This window comes from Pseudonocardia hierapolitana, from assembly GCF_007994075.1.
Taxonomy (GTDB): domain Bacteria; phylum Actinomycetota; class Actinomycetes; order Mycobacteriales; family Pseudonocardiaceae; genus Pseudonocardia; species Pseudonocardia hierapolitana.
Genome location: NZ_VIWU01000001.1, coordinates 4,251,943 through 4,270,821, shown reverse-complemented (window position 1 = coordinate 4,270,821; position 18,879 = coordinate 4,251,943). Strand labels below are relative to the sequence as shown.

The 18,879-nt window shown below is 74.0% G+C and carries 17 protein-coding genes; 10 read left to right on the top strand and 7 right to left on the bottom strand.

The genetic code is table 11. From position 1 onward, the window contains the following. Positions 1-10: 10 nt before the first annotated feature. Positions 11-418: an MmcQ/YjbR family DNA-binding protein gene (locus FHX44_RS20185; RefSeq protein WP_147257222.1), complete on the top strand. Its 408-nt coding sequence runs from the start codon at positions 11-13 to the stop codon at positions 416-418. Between the two features lie 18 nt (positions 419-436). On the opposite strand, the gene FHX44_RS20180 is transcribed toward FHX44_RS20185, so the two are convergent. Beyond that, positions 437-928: a DUF3592 domain-containing protein gene (locus FHX44_RS20180; RefSeq protein WP_147257221.1), complete on the bottom strand. Its 492-nt coding sequence runs from the start codon at positions 926-928 to the stop codon at positions 437-439. A gap of 97 nt (positions 929-1,025) precedes the next feature. Here FHX44_RS20180 and FHX44_RS20175 point away from each other — a divergent pair, with 97 nt between their 5' ends. From FHX44_RS20175 to FHX44_RS20155, 5 genes are read left to right on the top strand one after another with little or no spacing between them, the layout of a single operon-like run. Then, positions 1,026-2,270, top strand: a complete 1,245-nt coding sequence (locus FHX44_RS20175; RefSeq protein WP_246170493.1) for an isochorismate synthase — start codon at positions 1,026-1,028, stop codon at positions 2,268-2,270. Positions 2,271-2,305: 35 nt separating this feature from the next. Then, positions 2,306-3,013, top strand: a complete 708-nt coding sequence (locus tag FHX44_RS20170; RefSeq protein ID WP_147257220.1) for a GntR family transcriptional regulator — start codon at positions 2,306-2,308, stop codon at positions 3,011-3,013. Beyond that, positions 3,010-4,044: an ADP-ribosylglycohydrolase family protein gene (locus FHX44_RS20165; RefSeq protein WP_342792769.1), complete on the top strand. Its 1,035-nt coding sequence runs from the start codon at positions 3,010-3,012 to the stop codon at positions 4,042-4,044. Before FHX44_RS20170 ends, FHX44_RS20165 begins: the two co-directional genes overlap by 4 nt. Further along, positions 4,041-5,480: a purine-cytosine permease family protein gene (locus tag FHX44_RS20160; protein WP_147257219.1), complete on the top strand. Its 1,440-nt coding sequence runs from the start codon at positions 4,041-4,043 to the stop codon at positions 5,478-5,480. The genes FHX44_RS20165 and FHX44_RS20160 overlap by 4 nt, the downstream gene beginning before the upstream one ends. Then, positions 5,477-6,400, top strand: a complete 924-nt coding sequence (locus FHX44_RS20155) for a PfkB family carbohydrate kinase (protein ID WP_147257218.1) — start codon at positions 5,477-5,479, stop codon at positions 6,398-6,400. Before FHX44_RS20160 ends, FHX44_RS20155 begins: the two co-directional genes overlap by 4 nt. Positions 6,401-6,501: 101 nt before the next feature. Here FHX44_RS20155 and menD read toward each other — a convergent pair whose 3' ends face one another. Then, positions 6,502-8,121: a 2-succinyl-5-enolpyruvyl-6-hydroxy-3-cyclohexene-1-carboxylic-acid synthase gene (gene menD, locus FHX44_RS20150; RefSeq protein WP_147257217.1), complete on the bottom strand. Its 1,620-nt coding sequence runs from the start codon at positions 8,119-8,121 to the stop codon at positions 6,502-6,504. Between the two features lie 11 nt (positions 8,122-8,132). Further along, positions 8,133-8,849: a PIG-L deacetylase family protein gene (locus FHX44_RS20145; RefSeq protein WP_147257216.1), complete on the bottom strand. Its 717-nt coding sequence runs from the start codon at positions 8,847-8,849 to the stop codon at positions 8,133-8,135. 100 nt (positions 8,850-8,949) lie between these two features. Between FHX44_RS20145 and FHX44_RS20140 the strand changes: the two genes are divergently transcribed. Further along, complete coding sequence (locus FHX44_RS20140; RefSeq protein WP_147257215.1) at positions 8,950-10,830, top strand: glycogen debranching N-terminal domain-containing protein; 1,881 nt, start codon at positions 8,950-8,952, stop codon at positions 10,828-10,830. A 137-nt stretch (positions 10,831-10,967) separates the two neighbouring features. On the opposite strand, the gene FHX44_RS20135 is transcribed toward FHX44_RS20140, so the two are convergent. From FHX44_RS20135 to FHX44_RS20120, 4 genes are read right to left on the bottom strand one after another with little or no spacing between them, the layout of a single operon-like run. Continuing rightward, positions 10,968-12,161 (bottom strand): ROK family transcriptional regulator, encoded by a 1,194-nt coding sequence (locus FHX44_RS20135; RefSeq protein WP_147257214.1) that lies wholly within the window; start codon positions 12,159-12,161, stop codon positions 10,968-10,970. Between the two features lie 18 nt (positions 12,162-12,179). Beyond that, positions 12,180-13,055 carry a carbohydrate ABC transporter permease gene (locus FHX44_RS20130; RefSeq protein WP_212612557.1) on the bottom strand — a complete coding sequence of 292 codons (876 nt, stop codon included), beginning with the start codon at positions 13,053-13,055 and terminating at the stop codon, positions 12,180-12,182. After that, positions 13,055-14,047 (bottom strand): carbohydrate ABC transporter permease, encoded by a 993-nt coding sequence (locus FHX44_RS20125; RefSeq protein ID WP_147257213.1) that lies wholly within the window; start codon positions 14,045-14,047, stop codon positions 13,055-13,057. The genes FHX44_RS20130 and FHX44_RS20125 overlap by 1 nt, the downstream gene beginning before the upstream one ends. 13 nt (positions 14,048-14,060) lie before the next feature. Beyond that, positions 14,061-15,446: an ABC transporter substrate-binding protein gene (locus tag FHX44_RS20120; RefSeq protein ID WP_212612556.1), complete on the bottom strand. Its 1,386-nt coding sequence runs from the start codon at positions 15,444-15,446 to the stop codon at positions 14,061-14,063. A gap of 186 nt (positions 15,447-15,632) precedes the next feature. On the opposite strand from FHX44_RS20120, the gene FHX44_RS20115 reads away from it, so the two are divergent. The 3 genes from FHX44_RS20115 to FHX44_RS20105 are packed head-to-tail and all read left to right on the top strand — an operon-like array spanning position 15,633 to position 18,872. Further along, positions 15,633-16,736: a zinc-binding dehydrogenase gene (locus tag FHX44_RS20115; protein ID WP_147257211.1), complete on the top strand. Its 1,104-nt coding sequence runs from the start codon at positions 15,633-15,635 to the stop codon at positions 16,734-16,736. Next, positions 16,733-17,539 (top strand): sugar phosphate isomerase/epimerase family protein, encoded by an 807-nt coding sequence (locus FHX44_RS20110; RefSeq protein ID WP_147257210.1) that lies wholly within the window; start codon positions 16,733-16,735, stop codon positions 17,537-17,539. Before FHX44_RS20115 ends, FHX44_RS20110 begins: the two co-directional genes overlap by 4 nt. Beyond that, positions 17,532-18,872 carry an MGH1-like glycoside hydrolase domain-containing protein gene (locus FHX44_RS20105; protein ID WP_147257209.1) on the top strand — a complete coding sequence of 447 codons (1,341 nt, stop codon included), beginning with the start codon at positions 17,532-17,534 and terminating at the stop codon, positions 18,870-18,872. Before FHX44_RS20110 ends, FHX44_RS20105 begins: the two co-directional genes overlap by 8 nt. The last annotated feature ends 7 nt before the right edge of the window (positions 18,873-18,879 follow it).

Sequence of the window (18,879 nt, the reverse complement as noted above, 5' to 3'; positions counted from 1 at the left end):
CGTCCGCGGCATGGTGAGCCTCGACGACGTGGCCGGCATGGCAACCGAGCTGCCGGGGGTCGTCGAACTCGAACGGCACGGCAGCAGGGCGTGGGCGGTGCAGGGCACCACGAAGCGCGGCGGGCCGAAGGTCTTCGCCTGGGAACGGGCGTTCAGCAAGGCCGACATCCGCCGGTACGGCGCCGAGACCCCACCGGACGGCCCGATCCTCGCGATCCGCGTCGCCGACCTCCACGAGAAGGAGGCGGTGCTCGCCGCGAACACGGGCGCGTTCTTCACGATCCCGCACTTCGACGGCTACGCGGCGGTGCTCGTCGAGCTGGACGAGGTCACCGAGGCCGCGCTGCGGGACGCGATCCTCGACGGCTGGCTGGCCTGCGCCCCGCCCGAGCTCGCCGATCGGTACCGCGCAGGCTAGTGCTCCCCGCCGGGAGCACTAGGCGCGGCGGCGGCGCCGCAGCCAGAAGGCGATGGGCCCCAGCACGGCCCACACCAGCGCCACGCCGAGGGCGAGGGGGGCCGCCTGATCGAGCGCGCTGCGCCCGGCCACCCGGGCGAGCTCCGGGTCGGCCAGGTCGTACTCGACGGCCACCGACTCGCCAACCTCGAGCCCGGACGGGTAGAAGACCCCGTGCTCGGGCACCACGGTCTCGCCGCTGGCCACCGTGAAGCGGACGACCGTGCGGGCGAACGTCGACCCGTCCAGCACCTCGGCCTGCGCGTAGCCGGGGTTGGCCGAGATGGAACGGTCGTTCACGGCGGCACCGGCCAGCGCGAGCAGGCCGAGCACCGTGGCGAGCACCGCGATCCCCGTGACGATCTCGGAGGCCCTGGTCGCCGCGAAGCGACCGACCGGGCCCACCAGCGATGCCAGCTCGTCGATCGCGCGGGTGCGCCCGGTGCCTGTCGTCTGGGTGCCACTCGTCACGTCCCCCATCGTATGAGGCCTGGTGAGGGCACCGGTGTGGCCGGTGCCTCCCGGGCCGCGCGCACACGAACGCCAACCGCCTCCTACTCTCGGATTCGTGACGATCGCCCCGCTACCGACCGGGTTGGGCGTGCGAACCAGGCTCGTCGGCGACCCGGGCGGCCTGCTCGAGCTGCTTCCCGACGACCGCAACCCGCTGTCGTGGGTGCGGGGATCCGACGGCCTCGTCGGGTGGGGTGAGGTCGCCCGCATCACCGTCGCGGGGCAGAACCGGTTCGCCGAGGCCGACGCGTGGTGGCGCTCCTTCACCGCGGGGCTGCGGGTCGACGACGCCGTCGACGTACCCGGTACGGGCCCGGTGGCGTTCGTCAGCTTCACGTTCGCCGAGAACTCACCGGGCTCGGTGCTGGTCGTCCCGCGGGTGCTCGTCGGGCGGCGCAACGGGGTCGCGTGGATCACCGAGTTCTCCCGCGGTGACGGCCCGCCCGCGGTGCGGGCGGTCACCCCGGTCCGGCCGAGCGGCACGCTGCGGTTCGCCGACGGTCTGCTGCCGGTGGCGGGCTACCGGAACGCGGTGGCGGAGGCGGTCCGCCGGATGCGGGCGGGCGAGCTCGACAAGGCCGCGCTCGCCCACGACCTGCTCGCGGTGGGCGACGCCCCGCTCGACCCGCGGTTCCTGCTCGCAGGCCTGGCCCGCCGCTACCCCACGTGCTGGTCCTACTCCGTGGACGGGCTCGTCGGCGCCACCCCGGAGCTCCTGGTGCGCCGCGAGGACGGCACCGTCTCGTCGCGGGTGCTCGCCGGCACGATCTGGCCGGGTGAGTGCGACGACCTGCCCGGCCAGCTGCTCGGCTCGGCCAAGGACCGCCACGAGCACGCGCTCGCCGTCGACTCGCTCGCCGACGCGCTCCGCCCGATGTGCACCACGCTCGACGTGCCCGAGACGCCGTCGGTGATCGCGTTGCGCAACGTCTCCCACCTGGCCAGCGACGTGCACGGGAAGCTCGACCCGCAGGCACCCGCCTCGCTGCTGCAGCTCGCCGAGGCCGTGCACCCCACGGCGGCGGTCGGTGGCACGCCGCGCGACGCCGCGCTCGCCCTGATCGCCGAGCTGGAGGGCATGGACCGCGGCCGGTACGCCGGTCCCGTCGGCTGGATGGACGGCGCAGGCGACGGCGAGCTCGGCATCGCCCTACGGTGCGCGCAGCTGGACGGGCCGGTCGCGCGCCTGTTCGCCGGCTGCGGGATCGTCGCCGACTCCGATCCGGACACCGAGGTGCGGGAGGCCGCAGCGAAGATGGTCGCGGTCCGCGACGCGCTGGAGGACTCCGGCCAGGACTGACTGCTGGACAAACCCGCTCCTCATGGCATACATGTATGTACATGACTGGACAGGTGGGGTTCAGCAAGCGGTCCCGGTTGGTCGAGGACCTGACCGAGCGGATCCGCTCCGGCCGACTGGCCCGCGGCGAGCGGCTGCCGGGTGAGAACCAGCTGGCGGCGAGCTACCAGGTCAGCCGCGGCACCGTCCGCAGCGCCCTGTCGGAGCTGCAGCGCCGCAACCTGATCGCCACCGAGACCGGCGTCGGTTCGTTCGTCACGTTCGACGGCGTGGCGCTCGACCAGAGCGTCGGCTGGGCCCGCGCCCTCGCCGACGCCGGGTCGGACGTCACCGTGGAGCTGCTCGGCATCGAGCGGGGCGGGGCCGCGGATCTCGTCGATCGCCACGGCCCGCTCGTCACCATCCGGCGGCTGCGCCGGACGGCGGCCGGCCCGGTCTCCCTGGAGACGTCCGCGGTTCCGGCCACCGGCGCGCTCGCCGACCTGCCCGTGCGCGGCCTCGTCGACGGCTCGATCACGGCGACGCTGCGGGCTGCCGGGCTGAGCGGCACGAACGGCGAGCAGTGGATCTCGACCGTCCCCCTCGACGAGGAGGCCGCCGCCCTGCTCGAACGCAGAACCGGTGAGCTGTTCCTCCACTCGACCCGCACCACGCTGACCAGCGACGGAAACCTCGTCGAGCACGTCGAGAGCTTGCTGGACCCGGCGCGGTTCCGGTTCCACCTGACGTTCGGCGATCGATGAGCCAGCTTGCGAGCGAATCGATGTCACAGCGCGAGCGGGACCGGGCGATCGGCGCGCTCGCCGGACTCGCCCTCGGCGACGCGCTGGGCATGCCCACGCAGTCGATGTCGCGGGAGTGGATCACCTCGCGGTACGGGCGCGTGACCACGCTGCTCGACGCCGCCCCCGACCAGCCGATCGCGCCGGGGATGCCGGCGGGCTCGGTCACCGACGACACGGAGCAGGCGCTGCTGCTCGCCGGGCTGCTGATCGACGGGGCCGGCCGCGTCGACGCGACCGCGTTCGCGGACGCGCTGGAGCGGTGGGAGGCCGACATGGTCCGCCGTGGCTCGGCGGACCTGCTCGGCCCGTCGACCAAGCGCGCGATCCAGCGCCTGCGGGCGGGCGAGGCGCCGGACGAGGCCGGTCGCGACGGCACCACCAACGGGGCCGCGATGCGGGTGGCACCCGTGGGGATCGCCGTGCCGGTGTCGGACCACGACGCGCTGCTCGACGCCGTCGTGCAGGCCAGCCGGGTGACCCACAACTCCTCCATCGGGATCGCCGCGGCCGCCGCGGTGGCCGCGGCCGTCTCCACAGGCGTCGCGGGCGAGGGCCTGAGCAGCGCACTCGACGCCGCCGAGCACGCCGCGGCCGCCGGTGCGCGGCGCGGCCACTGGGCCGCGGGCGGCGACATCGCCGCCCGCATCCGCTGGGCCCGCGGCTTCGTCCGCGGCCGGGGCCGCGCCGACCTCGCCGACGCCGTCGCGGACGTGATCGGCACGTCCGTGGCGGCGCAGGAGTCGGTGGTGGCGGCGTTCGCGCTCGCCGAGGCGCTCGGCGACGCCCCCCTCGAAGCGCTCACCCTCGCGGCCGAGATCGGCGGCGACACCGACACGGTCGCCGCGATCTGCGGCGCCGTGCTCGGCGCGCACCACGGCGTGGGCGGGCTGCCCGCGGACCTGCTCGACACGGTCCTGCGGGTCAACGGCCTCGATCCGGCACCCGTCGCCGACGGGCTGCTCCAACTCCGGCACGGGAGCTCGACATGACCACCACCAGCGAAGGCCCCAGCACCGGGAGGGTCGAAGCCGCGCTCGAGACGCGCGGCATCGAGCCGGTGCCCGCCGACGAGCGTCACGGGCGCCCCGCCCAGCTGTTCTGGGTGTGGTTCGCCGCCAACATCTCGATCCTCGGCCTGCCGCTGGGCGCCACCCTCGTGGCGCTGGGGCTCACCGTGTGGCAGGCGGTGGTCGTCGCGGCCATCGGCTCGGTCGGCTCGTTCGCGATCGTCGGGGCGGTGTCGATCGCAGGCCGCCGCGGCGGCGCCCCCGGCCTCACGCTGTCGCGGGCCGTGTTCGGGGCGCGCGGCAACATCGGCCCCACCGCCGTCTCGCTGATCTCCCGGCTGGGCTGGGAGACGGTCAACACGACTACGGCGGCGTTCGCGCTGCTCTCGCTGTGCACGATCCTGTTCGGCGCCAGCCCGGCCGCCACCGACCACCCCTGGCTGACCGTCGCGTGCATCACGGTGTTCGTGCTGCTCACGGTGGTCGTGTCCGGGCTGGGGCACGCCGTGCTCGTGTCCGTGCAGCGCTGGGCGACCTGGGTGTTCGGCGCGCTCAACATCGTGGTCGGCGCCTTCCTCGTCGCCACCGTCGACTGGGCGGCCGTCGGCGCGGCCACCCCCGCGCCCGTCGGCACGATGATCGCGGGCGTCGGCATCATCGCGGCCGGCACCGGCATCGGGTGGGCGAACGCGTCGGCCGACGTCTCGCGCTACCAGGCACCCGGCGTGAAGGCAGGCTCGCTGGTGCTCTCGGCGGCCGCGGGGGCGGGCATCCCGCTGGTGCTCCTCATTTCCCTGGGAAGCATGCTCGCCGCGGGCGACCCGTCGCTGGCCGACGCGGGCGACCCGGTGGCCGCCATCCGCGCCATGCTGCCGACCTGGATGGCGGTGCCGTACCTGGTGGCGGCGTTCGGCGGGCTGCTGCTGTCCAACCACCTGTCCGTCTACTCCGCGGGGCTCACCACCCTGACGCTCGGCCTGCGGATGCCGCGCGTGTACGCCGTGGTCGTCGACGTGGTGGTGACGTTCGTCGGGGCGATCTACTTCATCCTCGTCGCCGACGACTTCTACGGCCCGTTCATCGCGTTCATCAGCCTCCTCGCCGTACCGATCACGGCCTGGGTCGGTGTATTCGCCACCGACATGCTCCGCCGCGAGCACTACGACCCGGTCGCGCTGATGGACGTGCGCCGGACCAGCGCGTACTGGTACCGCGGCGGTGTCGAGTGGCGGGCCGTCACGGCATGGGCCGCCGCGATCGTCGCCGGCTACCTGTTCGTCACCGCCGGCCCGTCGGACGCGCCGTGGTTCAGCGGACCGCTCGCCGGGAGCTGGCTCGGGGAGAACGGGCTCGGCTGGGTGGTCACCTTCGTCGTGGCCGCAGGGATCTACGGCGGGCTGGGCGGGGCCCGGCGATGACCGGCCGGCTGATCCACACCGGGCAGGTGATCCTCGACCTGGTGATGCGGGTGAAGGGGCTGCCGCCGGTCGGCGGGGACGTGTTCGCCTCGCACACCGACCTGCAGCCCGGCGGCGGGTTCAACGTCATGGCCGCGGCCGCGCGGGCCGGGGCCGAGGTCGTGTACGCGGGCGGGCACGGCGGCGGCCGGTTCGGCGACCTCGCGCGCGCCGCCATGGCCGCCGAGGGCATCACGACAGCGCTCCCGCCCACCCCGGGATCGGACACCGGGATCTGCGTCGTGCTCGTGGACGGCACCGGCGAGCGCACGTTCGTGACGGGCAGCGGGGCCGAGTCGACCGTCGACGCCGCCGCGCTCGCGGCCGTACCGGTCACCGCCGCGGACGTGGTGTACGTGAGCGGCTACAGCCTGCTCGTCCCGGACAAGGCGGCCGTCCTGCTCGACCGGCTCGCCACCCTCGACGGCCCGACGGTGCTGGTCGACCCCGGGCCGCTCGTCGGGGAGATCGACCCCACCGCCTGGACCCGGCTCCTGGAACGCACGTCGATCCTCTCCGCGAACGCCCGCGAGGCACGCATCCTCACCGGCGAGACCGACCGCCGGGAGGCCTCGGCGAAGCTCGCCAGGCGCCTTCCCCCGTCGGCGGCCGTGATCGTGCGCGACGGCGCGGCGGGTTGCCTCGTCACCCGCGACGGCACCACGACGCACGTCCCCGGCATCCCGGTCGAGACCGTCGACACCACGGGGGCGGGCGACGCGCACTGCGGTGTGCTCGCCGCCGAGCTCCTGCTCGGGGCGGACCTCGTCGGCGCCGCGACCCGCGCGAACGCGGCGGCCGCCCTCGCCGTGACGCGTCCCGGCCCCGCCACCGCACCCACCCGCGAAGAGGTGGACCTGCTTCTGGCGACGACCTCCTGAACCGGGCGGAAGGCCGGCCCGAGTTCAGGAAAGCCACATTCAGGAACCACAAGGCCCTGAATGTGGCTTTCCTGAACCAGCGACCGAGCCGTCTGGCAGGCTCAGTAGACCTCCGTCAGTACCGCGTCGACGGCCGCGCGGAGCTTCGCGTGTCCTTCCCGTAGCTCGCGGCGCCCGGCGCGCACCTCGACGACCCGCAGCCCGGGCGCCGGGGCGAGCGCGTCGGCGAGGTCCGGCAGCTCCACCTGCACGTGACCGGTGCCGGTCGCCGCGCACAGGGCGGCCAGGTCGACGCCGTGCGGCGTGCCGAACACCCGCTCGAACGCGGCGGCGTGTTCCGGGGCACCCTGCTCCAGCAGCTCGAAGATGCCGCCGCCGTCGTCGTTGAGCACCACGATCGTGAGGTCGGGGCGCGGCTCGTCCGGACCGAGGACGAGGCCGGTGGTGTCGTGCAGGAGCGTGAGGTCGCCGAGCAGCACGTACGCGGGCCCGTCGTGCACGAGTGCGGCACCGACGGCCGTCGAGACCGTGCCGTCGATGCCGGCGACACCCCGGTTCGCGAGCACCGTGAGGTCGCGGCGCGGCACGGCGGCGAGCGCGACGTCGCGCACCGGGTTGGACGAGCCGAGCACCAGCTGCGCGCCGGGCGGCAGCGCAGCCACCAGCTCGCGGGCCAGGCGCAGCCCACCGGGCGCGGCGGGGTCGTCGAGCGCCTTGTCGAGGGCGTCCGCCGCGGCGGCGTCCGCGGCGCGCCACCGGTCGGTCCACGACCGGTCGGGGCGCAGCGGCGGAAGGCTCCCGATCGCGCGGACGCTGCCCGCGACGTCGGTCCATGGCAGGCCGCGGGGATCGGCGAGCACGTGGACCGCGACGTCCGGGTCGGCGAGTAGCCGCTGAACGGGACGGTGCAGCGTGGGACGCCCCGCCACCACCACCTGGGCCGGCCGCAGCGCGGGGACGGCCCCGAGCAGCCACGGGCCGGTGCGCACCGCTGCTCGCCAGGCCGCTGACGCGGGTTCGGCGACCACCGGGACCGGCAGGTCGAGCAGGCCGTCCGGCGCGCCGTGACCGGCGATGACCAGCGTGGGGGCCGACGGGTCGAGCGGCAGCGGTCCCGCATGGCGGGCGACCGGCGCCACCCGCGTCCGCGGCCGGCCGTCCGGCCGGCCCGCGGGAGCTTCGCCGGGGCCGTCGGGCACCAGGGGCTCGGCGAAGGGGAGGTTCAGGTGCACGGGGCCGGGCGGCGCCCCGGTGGCCGCGGCGACCAGCCGGTCGACGAACGAGCGCAGCCGGGCGGGATCGCCGTCCACCGCCGCGTTCACGGCCAGCCGCACCGCGCCGCCGAACAGCCCGGCCTGCTCGATCGTCTGGCTGGCCCCGGTGCCGATCACGTCCGGCGGCCGGTCGGCGCTCAGCACCACCAGCGGAACGCCCGCGTACGACGCCTCCAGCACCGCGGGATGCAGGTTCGCCACGGCCGTGCCCGACGTCGTGCAGACCGGCACCGGGCGCCCCGACCGCAACGCGATCCCGAGCGCGAGGAAACCGGCCGTGCGCTCGTCGATCCGGACGTGCAGCCGCAGCCGGCCGGCCGCGTCCGCGGCGTGCAGGGCGAACGACAACGGTGCGTTGCGGGACCCGGGGCACAGCACCGCGTCGGTGACGCCGCAGCGGACCAGCTCGTCGACGACCAGCCGCGCGTGGGTCGTCGACGGGTTCACGAGACGTGAGCCTAGGCCGGGATGACCTGGAAGGCGGTGGCGAGGCGGGACCCGGGCAGGCGGGCGGCGGCTTCCTCGGCGGCCCCGCGCAGGAACGTCTCCGCGTCGCCCATCGGCCCGCCGAGCGCCTCCAGGTAGGCCCTGTGGGCGCGCAGCGACGCCACCCCGCGGTCGAAGTGCTCCTCGACGTCCACGGCGTGCCCGGACAGCGGCGAGGCCATGACCAGCACCTGGCGCACACCGCTCCACGGCTCGCCGACCTCGGGGAACAGCCAGCGGTTGGCCGCGTCCCGCACGGCGTCGAGGGTGGCCTGCCCGACCGCCCGGTGATCGGCCATGTTGTAGTGCCCGCCCGGGAAGGTGTCGTGGTGGTTCACCGTGATCACCAAATCGGGGCGGTGCCTGCGGATCGCGGCCGCGATGTCACGGCGAAGCGGCACCCCGTAGGTGATCAGCCCGTCCGGGTGGTCGAGGAACTCCACGACGTCGACGCCGACCTCCGCCGCTGCCGCGCGCTGCTCGGCCTCCCGCAGCGGTCCGCACTCGGCAGGCGGCAGCGTGTCGATCCCCGCTTCTCCGCGGGTGACGAGGAGGTAGGCGATGTGACGGCCTTGTGCGGTCCAGCGCGCGACGGCGGCCGCGCCGCCGTACTCGAGGTCGTCAGGATGGGCGACGACGGCGAGCCCGCGCTCGAACTCCTCCGGGAACGGCTGGAATGGTTCGGACATGGGGCGATCTTGCCCTCCCGGCCGCCGCTTCGGGCGCAAGGCGTAGCGTCGACCCGACGAGGGGGGCACGACGCGTGCCCGGACCAGGAGCTTTGATCACATGACCGCCACACGCCCGGCGACGGACCGGCCCGGCGAAACCACCCTCGACCACCTCCTCACGGTGCTCGCCGCGCCCGCGGAGCTGCTCTCCGACCCCGACGGCCAGGTCCGTCCCGAGGGCGCACAGGGCTTCTACGTGGGCGACACCCGCTACTGCAACCGCCTGGAGATCGACGTCCAGGGCGTCGATCTGCAGTTCGCGGCGGCCGGCCTCGATGGGGCCGGCCGCGCGTCGTTCGAGGGCGAACTTCCCGGCGTGCGGGTGCGCCGCGAGCGCCGCATCGCCGATCGCACGGCGGTCGAGGAGATCACCCTGCACAACTCCGGGAGCGCTCCGGTCGAGCTACGGCTGGTCCTGCGCGCCCGCAGCGACCTGTCGGCCACCCCGGTGGTCAAGTCCGGCGCGCCGCTCTCGGAGGTCCCGCCCACAGTCCACGGTGGCGAGATCCGGTGGTCCCGCCACGACGTCGCCGCCTCGCTCACCACGGCGCCCGCTCCCGGCGAGATCGACACCGACGGCCCCGACGCCGTGCTGAGCTGGCCGCTGCGCCTCACCCCGGACGCGCGCTGGGCGCTGCAGGTCGTCCTCACGCCGTCGCCGGCCGGGCCGGAGGACTTCCGGACGGCCGACCCGCTCGAATGGCGGCTGGACGAGCGCGCGGTGGGCGGACCGCGTGGCGACCTGGTGCAGCGCAGCCTCGCCGATCTCGACGGCCTGCTCCTCGCCGACCCGATCGACCCCGCCGACCGGTTCGCCGCGGCCGGGAGCCCCTGGTTCTGCACGCTGTTCGGGCGCGACTCGCTGTGGACGGCACGGATGATGCTGCCGATGTCCACCACGCTCGCCGGCGGCACCCTGCGGGTGCTGGCGCGGCGACAGGGTCGGGTCAGCAACCCGCGCGGCGAGGAGGAGCCCGGCAAGATCATCCACGAGTTCCGGCCGAACGGGCTGCAGGCGGGCGGGCTGGACCTGCCGCCGAGCTACTACGGCACGGTCGACGCCACGCCGCTGTGGTGCTGCCTGCTGCACGACGCCTGGCAGGCCGGCCTCCCCGAGGCGGAGGTGGCCGCGCTGCTGCCGAACCTGGAGGCCGCGCTCGGCTGGATCAAGCGCACCGCGGGCGACTACGGGTTCCTCAGCTACCGCCGCTCGTCCGGCAGCGGCCTGGCCAACCAGGGGTGGAAGGACTCGCCGGGCGCCGTGCGCTGGGCCGACGGGACGATCGCCGCCCAGCCACTGGCGCTGTGCGAGGTGCAGGGCTACGCGTACGCGGCGGCCCGCGGTGGGGCCGCGGTGCTCGCGGCGTTCGACCGGCCGGGCGCCGACGAGTGGCGGCAGTGGGCCGACCGGCTGGCCGCCCTGTTCCGCGCGACCTACTGGATCGACGACCCGGACGGCCGCTACCCCGCCATCGCGCTCGACGGGCACGGACGGGCGGTCACCGGACCGGCGTCGAACATGGCCCACCTGCTGACCACCGGGATCCTCGACCCGGACGAGGCCCAGCTCGTGGCCGACCGGCTCGCCCGCCCCGACCTCGACGGCGGCCGCGGCCTGCGCACGCTGTCGAGCACCAACGGCGGCTACGACCCGCTCACCTACCACCGCGGCTCCGTGTGGCCCCACGACACCGCGATCGCCGTGCTCGGCCTCGCAGGCGTCGGCCGGCACGAGGTCGCCCGCTCGCTCGGTGAAGGCCTCGTCGCCGCGGCCGGGGACTTCGCCGACCGACTGCCCGAGCTCTACGCCGAGATCGACGGCGAGGCCGTCAGCTACCCCACGGCGTGCCGCCCCCAGGCCTGGGCCGCGGCAGGCGCGATCGCGGTGGTGTCCTACCTCGACGCCGGCGTCGTGCCCGCCTGGGCCACCCCGCAGTAGCCCGCCCGCACGCAGGACTCACCGCACCGCAACGCAAGACTCGCCGTGCAGGAACGCAAGACTCGCCGTGCAGGAACGCAAGACTCGCCGTGCAGGAACGTCGGACTCGCCGGTCGAAAACGCAAGACTCACCCGCTTCAGCGGGTGCCGAGGCGGGCGTCGACGGCGTCGGGTGCGAAGACCTCGTCGACCGCCAGCTCGCTCATCCCCACGACCGAGGCGCGGTCGCCGAGCGTCGTGCTCACCACGCGCAGGCGGCGGGTGGCCCGGGGCAGTGAGCGCTGGTAGATCAGCTCGCGCATGCCCGTGACGAAGTACTCGTTGGTCTGGGCCATCTCGCCTGCGAGCACGAGGATCTCCGGGTTGAGCACCGAGACGACGGTGGTCATCACCTCCCCGGCGAGCTGCCCCGCCGCCCGGACGGCGGCGATGGCGTCCGGGTCGCCCTCCTGCACCAGCCGGCGCACGTCCACGGCGCTCGAGACGTCCTTGCCCATGGCGGCGAGCCTGCGGGCGAGCGCGTCCCCGGACGCCACGGCGGCCAGGCAACCCACGGCACCGCACGCACACCGCTCGTCGTGGCCGTACATGCGGATGTGGCCGATGTCGCCCGCCCCGCCGTCGATGCCTCGGTAGAGCCGCCCGTCGATGACGATCCCGGCGCCGATGCCGCTGCCGACGGTCACGAGCAGCAACGCCGGGACGCTCGGCCAGTTCGCCCGCTGCTCACCCAGGGCCATGAGGTTGGCGTCGTTCTCGACGAACACGGGCACGCCGAGCCGTCGCACGAGCCGGTCGCGCACCGGGTAGTCGTGCCAGCCCGGCATCACCGGCGGCTGCATGACCCGCCCGGCGGCGACGTCCACCGGGCCGGGCACGCCCACCCCGAGCGCGACGGTGCGCGCCGAGTCGATCCCGGACTCGGCGACGAGCCGGTCCAGCTCGGATTCGACCGCGCCGAGCACGGGCTCGGGCCCGGCGGCGACGGGCATGTCGAACACCCGCCGGTGCAGCTCCCGCCCGCCCAGGTCGACGGCGGTGAGCTCGACGCGGTCCCGGTGCACGCCGGCGACGAGGACGTGGCCGAAGCCCTCGTCGAAGGCGAGGGCCCCGGCGGGGCGGCCGCGGCCCTCGGCCTCACCGGCCGACTCGCGCAGCAGGCCCGCTCCGAGCAGCGCGTCCACCCGCTGCGTGACGGTGGACCGCGACAGCCCGGTGACCCGGATCAGGTCGCGGCGGGTGGTCGCGATCCCCCGCCGGACGAGCAGCAGCAGCCGGCCCGCCGACACCGGGTTGCCGGACGCGACCCGCTCCTGGTCGATCACCGACATCGGGGCACCAGCTCCACCTCAGCCCTTCTCGGCTCCCGCTGTGAGCCCTTCGGTGAGCAGTTTCTCGCTCGCGAAGAACACGACGATGATCGGGAGCGTCACGATGACGGAGCCCGCCATCAGGACGGTGGTCGGGATCTCGATGCTGCCGGCGAGCTGGGACAGGCCGAGCGACACGGTCCAGCGGTCGCGCTCCTCGATGAGGAAGAGCAGCGCGAACAGGAACTCGTTCCACGCGATCATGAAGATGAACAGGGCGTTCGCGATGATCGCCGGCATGGCCAGCGGCAGGCTGATCCGCCACATGACGCCCAGCCGCGAGCACCCGTCGATCGCGGCGGCCTCCTCGAGGCTCACCGGCACGGTGTCGAAGTAGTTGCGCAGCATGTAGATCGACACCGCGACGACCTGCGAGACGTACACGATCAGCAGCCCGACGAGCGTGCCGCGCAGCCCGATCCGGGTGAAGAACACGAAGAGCGGGACGGCGAGCAGGATCGGCGGGAACAGGTACACGGCCAGGAACAGCACGCCGACCTGCCTGCGGCCGAAGAACTGCAGGCGGCTGACGGCGTAGGCGCCGGGCAGCGCGATCAGCAAAGTGAGCGCCACGGTGCCGAACGCGACGACCGCGCTGTTCGCCAGGAAGATCAGGAAGCCCTGCCCGCCCGCGCTCGGCGGGGCGACCACGCTGCCGTAGCTGTCGAGGTTCACCTCCGACGGCGGCAGCCACAGCGCCCCCGGGTCCTGCAGCACCCGGTCGAGCGGGCGCAGCGACAGCAGGCCCATGTAGTAGAACGGGAAGATCGTGATGATCAGCAGCAGGACGATCGTCACGATCCGCAGGACCCCGAAGACGCGGGTCTCGACGGTGTCGCGGGTCATGGTCGCCATCAGGAGCGCTCCTCCCGCGGCGCCAGCCGCCACAGGTAGAGGCCGATGAGGGCGGCGAGGATCGCGGCGAGCACGAGCGCCTGCGCCGCCGCACCGCCGATGTCCCCGCGGGCGGTGAGGGCGCTGAACACCGAGACCGCCACCACCTCGGTTCCGGCGCCACCGCCGGTGAGCAGGTAGATGTCGTCGAAGCTGTTGAACGTCCAGATGAACCGCAGCACGGCGAGCACGGCGATCGTGGGCAGCAGCTGCGGGAGCACGACGTAGCGGAAGCGCTGGGTGAGGGTGGCGCCGTCCACGGTGGCGGCCTCCTCCAGCGTGGCAGGCACCGCCTGCAGCCGCGCCGTCAGGAACAGGAACGCGAACGGGAACGACCGCCACGCCTCGAAGGCGATCACCGTGAGCAGGGCCGTCGGCACCCCGATCGTCAGGCCGAAGAGCGAGATGTCGCTGCTGCGCTGGGACAGGAACGCGATCGGCTCGTCCCACCCCAGCAGCCTGGTGCCCCAGTGGTTCACGACGCCGAACTGCGGGTTGAGCATCGTGGACCACGAGAAGGTCGCGGCGACGATCGGCGCCACGTACGGCAGCAGCATCACCGCCCGCACGAGCCCGCGGCCGCGGAAGGGCCGCCGCAGCGCGAGCGCGGCGACGAGGCCGAGCCCGATCGCTCCCGCCGTGCCCAGCACGGAGTACGTGAGGGTGGTGGCCAGCGCGCTCCAGAACGTCGGCGCCGTGAAGACGTTGTCGAAGTTGCTCAGCGTGAACTCGCCGAACAGCCCCGAGCTGCGCAGGTTCAGCAGGCGCAGCCGCTGGAACGCCAGCAGCACCGTCCAGACGATCGGGACGACCACCATCGCGAGGACGATCACCACGGTCGGGGAGATCAGCGCGAGCCCGGCGCGGGCATCGGCGGCGGCCAGCGTGCGGCCGGTGCCCCGCTCCTCGGGTGGGGTGGTTCCCGGCGGGCGTATCCCGGCTTCGGTACTCATGCCCCGCGACCCGTCATCGGAGGCTGTCCTGGATCGCGCGCAGGGCGTCGGCGGCCTGCTTCGCGGCACCCTGGGCGTCGGTGCCACCACTCGTCACGGCGGCCACGGCGGCGGGAACGGGCAGCTCGCCGAGCGAGGCGCCGATCAGGTCGCCCTGACCCTGGGTGATCCCCCAGCGGGTGAAGTCCTCGGGGCCGGTGGCGAGGGCGTCCAGCACGTCCTGCGGGTAGAACTGCTGCAGCGGGCCCTCGGTGTCAACGCCCACCGGCAGGGTCTCCCAGGTGTCGACGAAGTCGGTGGCGCCCGGCGAGCTGCCGGTGCGGGCCGGGAACTTGCCCTCCGGGGCGAACGCGAGCCAGTCGACGTAGCCGTCGCTCAGCATGAACTGGACGAACCGCTGCGCCGGCTCGGCGCTGGCGTCGGAGGTGATCGCCCACGAGATCACCTCGCCGAACTGCGCGGGCTCGGTGCCGTCCGGCCCCTGCAGGCCGGTGACGATGGCGGTGTTGCGGGCCAGGAACGTCGGGTCGGCCACGCACTCCGGGCAGCTCGGCTTGGCGTCGTTGCGCAGCCCTGCCAGCTCGTCGAGCAGGAACGTCGACCAGATCGCCATCGCCGACTGTCCGGCGAAGTACGCCGCACGAACGGTGTCGACGTCCTGGGTGCCCGGCACCGAGTAGTCGCTGATCAGCTGGCGGTAGAACTCGAACGCCGCGACGCACTGCGGGCTGTCGATGGTGATCTCGCCTGCCTCGTCCACCATCTGGCAGCCGTTGGCGAGCGCGATGTGCTCGAACGTCTGCTGGGTGAACGCGTCGCCCGGCGCGGTGGCCCCGACGAAGCCCGCCACCTGCGGGGTGTGGAGCGTGCGCGCCGCGTTGAGGATCGCGTCGTAGGTGTTCGGGGCCTGCAGCCCGGCGGCCTCGAACAGGTCGCGCCGGTAGTACAGCAGCTGCGACCAGGCCTCGGTGGGTACGGACAGCTGCTCCTCGCCCTCGCGGGTGAGCTGCAGCGCGGTCTGGTTCCAGGTCTCCGGCCCGAGCGCCTCGACCACGGCGGCCGTCGCCTCGCTGTTGACCAGGTCGTTCGTGGCGAGCGTGCGGACGGACGACAGCGGGATCGAGCCGATCACGTCCGGCAGGTCACCGGCGGCCGCGGCCGCGGTGAGGGTCTGGTTGAACTGGTCCTCCTCGACCCCGACGAGGTCGACCCGGATCCCGGTCTGCTGGGTGAACCGGTCGATGATCGCCTGGGTGGCGGCGACGCGGTCGGGCAAAGTGTCGGCGGTCCAGACGGTGATCGCGTTCGCGTCACCGCCGTCCTCGCCTCCCCCGCCCCCGCAGGCGGAGACCGCCATGACGGCGACGAGCCCTACGGCGATTCCGACACGCCGGGTCACGGTTCTCATCACTGGTTCCCCCATCGCTGCTGCGTCGGCACCCTTCGCGCGCCGCAAGTGAACCCGTTCGACAGCTTGATCCACAACCGCTGGCCGGGTCTTTTTTTGCCTGATGCTCACTCGTAATACGCGCAGTGCTAGCGTCATAAACGTCGGATGTGAGGCGTAGAACGCGAGGTCAGCTCCATGGATGCCGTCGAAGAGGAGCCAGCCAACGGGGACCCGCTCGTGGTGGCGCTCACCGGGCCGCGTCAGGTCGAGGTGCTGCGCTCACCACGTGCCGCGATCCCACCCGGCCACGTACGGGTGCGCACCCTCTACTCCGGGATCTCCGCAGGCACCGAGCTGACCCTCTACCGGGGCACCAACCCGCACCTGGACCGGCGCTGGGACCCCGACCGCAGGCTCTTCGTGGACGAGGCCGCGGTGAGCGCCTACCCGAACACGGTGTGGGGCTACAGCGAGGTCGGCGAGGTCGTCGAGCTGGGAAGCGACGTCGACGACGCCCTGCTCGGCGTCACCGTCTGGGGGCTGTGGAGCCACTCCGGCGAAGTCGTGCTGCCGGTCGAGAAGATCGATGGCCGCGTGCTCCCCGCGGGACTCGACCCGCTCGCGGGCACGTTCGCCCGGGTCGGCGCCGTCGCGCTCAACGCCGTGCTCGCCGCCGACGTGCACATCGGTGAGACCGTCGCCGTGTTCGGCCAGGGCGTGCTGGGCCTGATCGCCACCCAGCTCACCCTCGGCAGCGGCGCCGAGGTCGTCGCCGTCGACGGGATCGAGGCCCGCCGCAAGCAGGCTGCCGCGTTCGGAGCCGCCCACGTCCTCGACCCCGTTGCCGACGACGTGGGCGAGCGGATCAAGGAGCTCACCGGGGGCCGCGGCGCGGACGTCTGCATCGAGATCAGCGGGGCCTACCGCGCCCTGCACGAGGCCGTGCGCGGCTGCGCGGTCGGCGGCCGGGTCGTGGCCGCCGGCTTCTACCAGGGCGACGGGCTCGGGCTGCGGCTCGGCGAGGAGTTCCACCACAACCGCGTGCAGATCGTCTCCTCGCAGATCTCCTCGGCGCCGCTCGCGATCGCCCAGCGCTGGAGCCCCGAGCGACTGCACCGCACCGTGATCGACCTGGTCGCCGCGGGCCGCCTGGACGTGCTGTCGCTGGTCAGCCACGTCGTACCGGCCCCGTTGGCCGCCGACGCGTACGCACTGCTGGACGCCGACCCCGCATCGGCGCTCCAGGTCGTCCTCGACTTCCGCCCCGAACCCGCCATCGAACTCCGGAGCGCCTCATGAGGCTCACCTGCCAGGAGCAACTGCTGCCCGGCGGCACGCTGCAGGAGAAGTGGGACGCCGCGCAGGCGTTCGGCTACGACGGCATCGAGCTGCGCGGCCAGGGTGGGCACCGCATCCGCGAGCGCCTCCCGGAGCTGCACCGCGCCCGCCGCGACGGCGTCGTGATGCCCACGGTCTGCGTGGAGATGCTGCACTTCATCGGCGACTTCGACGCCGACCGCAGGCGCGACGCGCTGGAGAACATGCGCACCCAGCTGTCGGTGATCGCCGAGCTCGGCGGCACCGCGGCGATGACGCCCGCGGCGTACGGGATGTTCTCCCGGCGGCTGCCCCCGTTCGAGCCGCCGCGCGACGAGGCGGGCGACCGCGCCGTGCTGCTGGACGCCCTCGGCGACCTGGGCGAGCACGCGCGTCGCGAGGGCGTGCGGATCCTGCTCGAGCCGCTGAACCGCTACGAGGACCACATGGTCAACCGCCTCGAGCAGGCCGTCGAGCTCGCCGAGGCCACCGGCCTCGACAGCGTGGGCGTGGTGGCGGACTCGTACCACATGAACATCGAGGAGGCCGACCCGCAGAGCGCGCTGGTCGCCGCCGCACACCGCCTGCACCACGTGCAGGTGTCGGACTCCAACCGGCTCGAGCCCGGCGCGGGGCACCTGGACTGGACGGCGTTCGTCGCCGCGCTCGCGAGCATCGGCTACGCAGGCGACCTCGCCGCGGAGTGCCGACTGTCCGGCCCCGCCGAGCAGGCGCTGCCGAAGGCCGCGGCGACCCTGCGCGCCGCCGGGGCCGGCCGTGCGTGACACCGAGCTGCGCCGGCAGGCGATCGACGTGCTGCGCGGCAACTGGGAGCGCGGGCACACCGTGCCGTCGCGGCGGCTCTACCCGCACCAGTGGAGCTGGGACTCCGCGTTCATCGCGATCGGGTGGGCCCGCACCTCCCCCGGGCGCGGGCGCCACGAACTGGAGTCGCTGCTGGCCGCGCAGTGGGCCGACGGGCGCCTGCCGCAGATCGTGTTCAACCCCGCGGTCGCGCGAGACGCCTACTTCCCCGGGCCCGACTTCTGGCGTTCCCGGGACGTGCCTGGCGCCCCGCGGCGCGAGACGTCCGGGATCGTGCAGCCGCCGGTGCACGCGGTGGCCGCGCTCGAGGTCCACCGCGCCTCGCCCACCCTGGGCAGGCTCTTCCTCCGTCGCGTGTACCCCGGCCTGAAGGCCCAGAACGACTACCTGCTGCGCGACCGCGCCGACGGCTCCACCGATGCGCGCGGGGGCCTCGTCACGATCGTCCACCCGTGGGAGTCCGGCCAGGACAACTCACCCGCGTGGGACGCCGAGCTGGCCCGCGTGCCCGCGGACGTCCAGGTGCTGTCCGCGCACCGGCGCCGCGACCTCGACCACGTCGACGCCACCGAGCGACCCACCGCCGCGGACTACGCCCGCTACGTCGCGATCGTCGACAACTACCGCGAGCACGGCTACCGCGATGAGGCGGGCGCGCACCTCTTCGTCGCGGTCGACCCGCTGTTCAACGCGCTGCTGGCCTGGTCGGAGGAGGCGCTCGCCGAGATCGCCGACATCATCGGCAAGCCGTCGGAGCCGCACCGCGAGCGCGCGGCCGCCATCCGCGACGCCCTCATGGCCCGCTGCTACGACCGCGCCGCCGGGCACTTCTTCGCACTCGACCGCGACGGCGAGCGCGTCCCCGAGCACTGCGTCGGCGGCCTGGCGCCGCTGGTGCTCGACCTGCCGGCCGACGTCGTCGACGCCCTGGTGGCAGGCATGACCGGCCCGCGCTTCGCACTGAACGACCGCGTCCCGCTGCCCAGCTACGACCTCACCGGCCCCGCGTTCGACACCACCCGCTACTGGCGCGGCCCGGCATGGATCAACACCAGCTGGGTCGTCCTGCGCGGGCTGGAGCGCCACGGCCGGCAGGCCGAAGCGGCGACCCTGCGCGCCGCCATGCTCAACGCGGTGCGGCAGGAGGGCTTCCGGGAGTACTTCGACCCGCGCACGGGCGCCGGGCGTGGGGTGGCGGACTTCAGCTGGTCCGCGGCGCTGACCCTGGACCTGCTGGCGACGGGCGCCGCCCCCGCCCCCGCCCCGCGACCGCTGACCGGCGCTCCGAGCTGAGGCCCCG

Coding starts and splice junctions, on each gene's coding strand:
- FHX44_RS20140 (WP_147257215.1), top strand. CDS start 8,950: ATGACCGCCACACGCCCGGCGACGGACCGGCCCGGCGAAACCACCCTC.
- FHX44_RS20170 (WP_147257220.1), top strand. CDS start 2,306: ATGTACATGACTGGACAGGTGGGGTTCAGCAAGCGGTCCCGGTTGGTC.
- FHX44_RS20185 (WP_147257222.1), top strand. CDS start 11: ATGGTGAGCCTCGACGACGTGGCCGGCATGGCAACCGAGCTGCCGGGG.
- FHX44_RS20110 (WP_147257210.1), top strand. CDS start 16,733: ATGAGGCTCACCTGCCAGGAGCAACTGCTGCCCGGCGGCACGCTGCAG.
- FHX44_RS20115 (WP_147257211.1), top strand. CDS start 15,633: ATGGATGCCGTCGAAGAGGAGCCAGCCAACGGGGACCCGCTCGTGGTG.
- FHX44_RS20135 (WP_147257214.1), bottom strand. CDS start 12,161: ATGTCGGTGATCGACCAGGAGCGGGTCGCGTCCGGCAACCCGGTGTCG.
- FHX44_RS20145 (WP_147257216.1), bottom strand. CDS start 8,849: ATGTCCGAACCATTCCAGCCGTTCCCGGAGGAGTTCGAGCGCGGGCTC.
- FHX44_RS20130 (WP_212612557.1), bottom strand. CDS start 13,055: ATGGCGACCATGACCCGCGACACCGTCGAGACCCGCGTCTTCGGGGTC.
- FHX44_RS20160 (WP_147257219.1), top strand. CDS start 4,041: ATGACCACCACCAGCGAAGGCCCCAGCACCGGGAGGGTCGAAGCCGCG.
- FHX44_RS20155 (WP_147257218.1), top strand. CDS start 5,477: ATGACCGGCCGGCTGATCCACACCGGGCAGGTGATCCTCGACCTGGTG.
- FHX44_RS20165 (WP_342792769.1), top strand. CDS start 3,010: ATGAGCCAGCTTGCGAGCGAATCGATGTCACAGCGCGAGCGGGACCGG.
- FHX44_RS20125 (WP_147257213.1), bottom strand. CDS start 14,047: ATGAGTACCGAAGCCGGGATACGCCCGCCGGGAACCACCCCACCCGAG.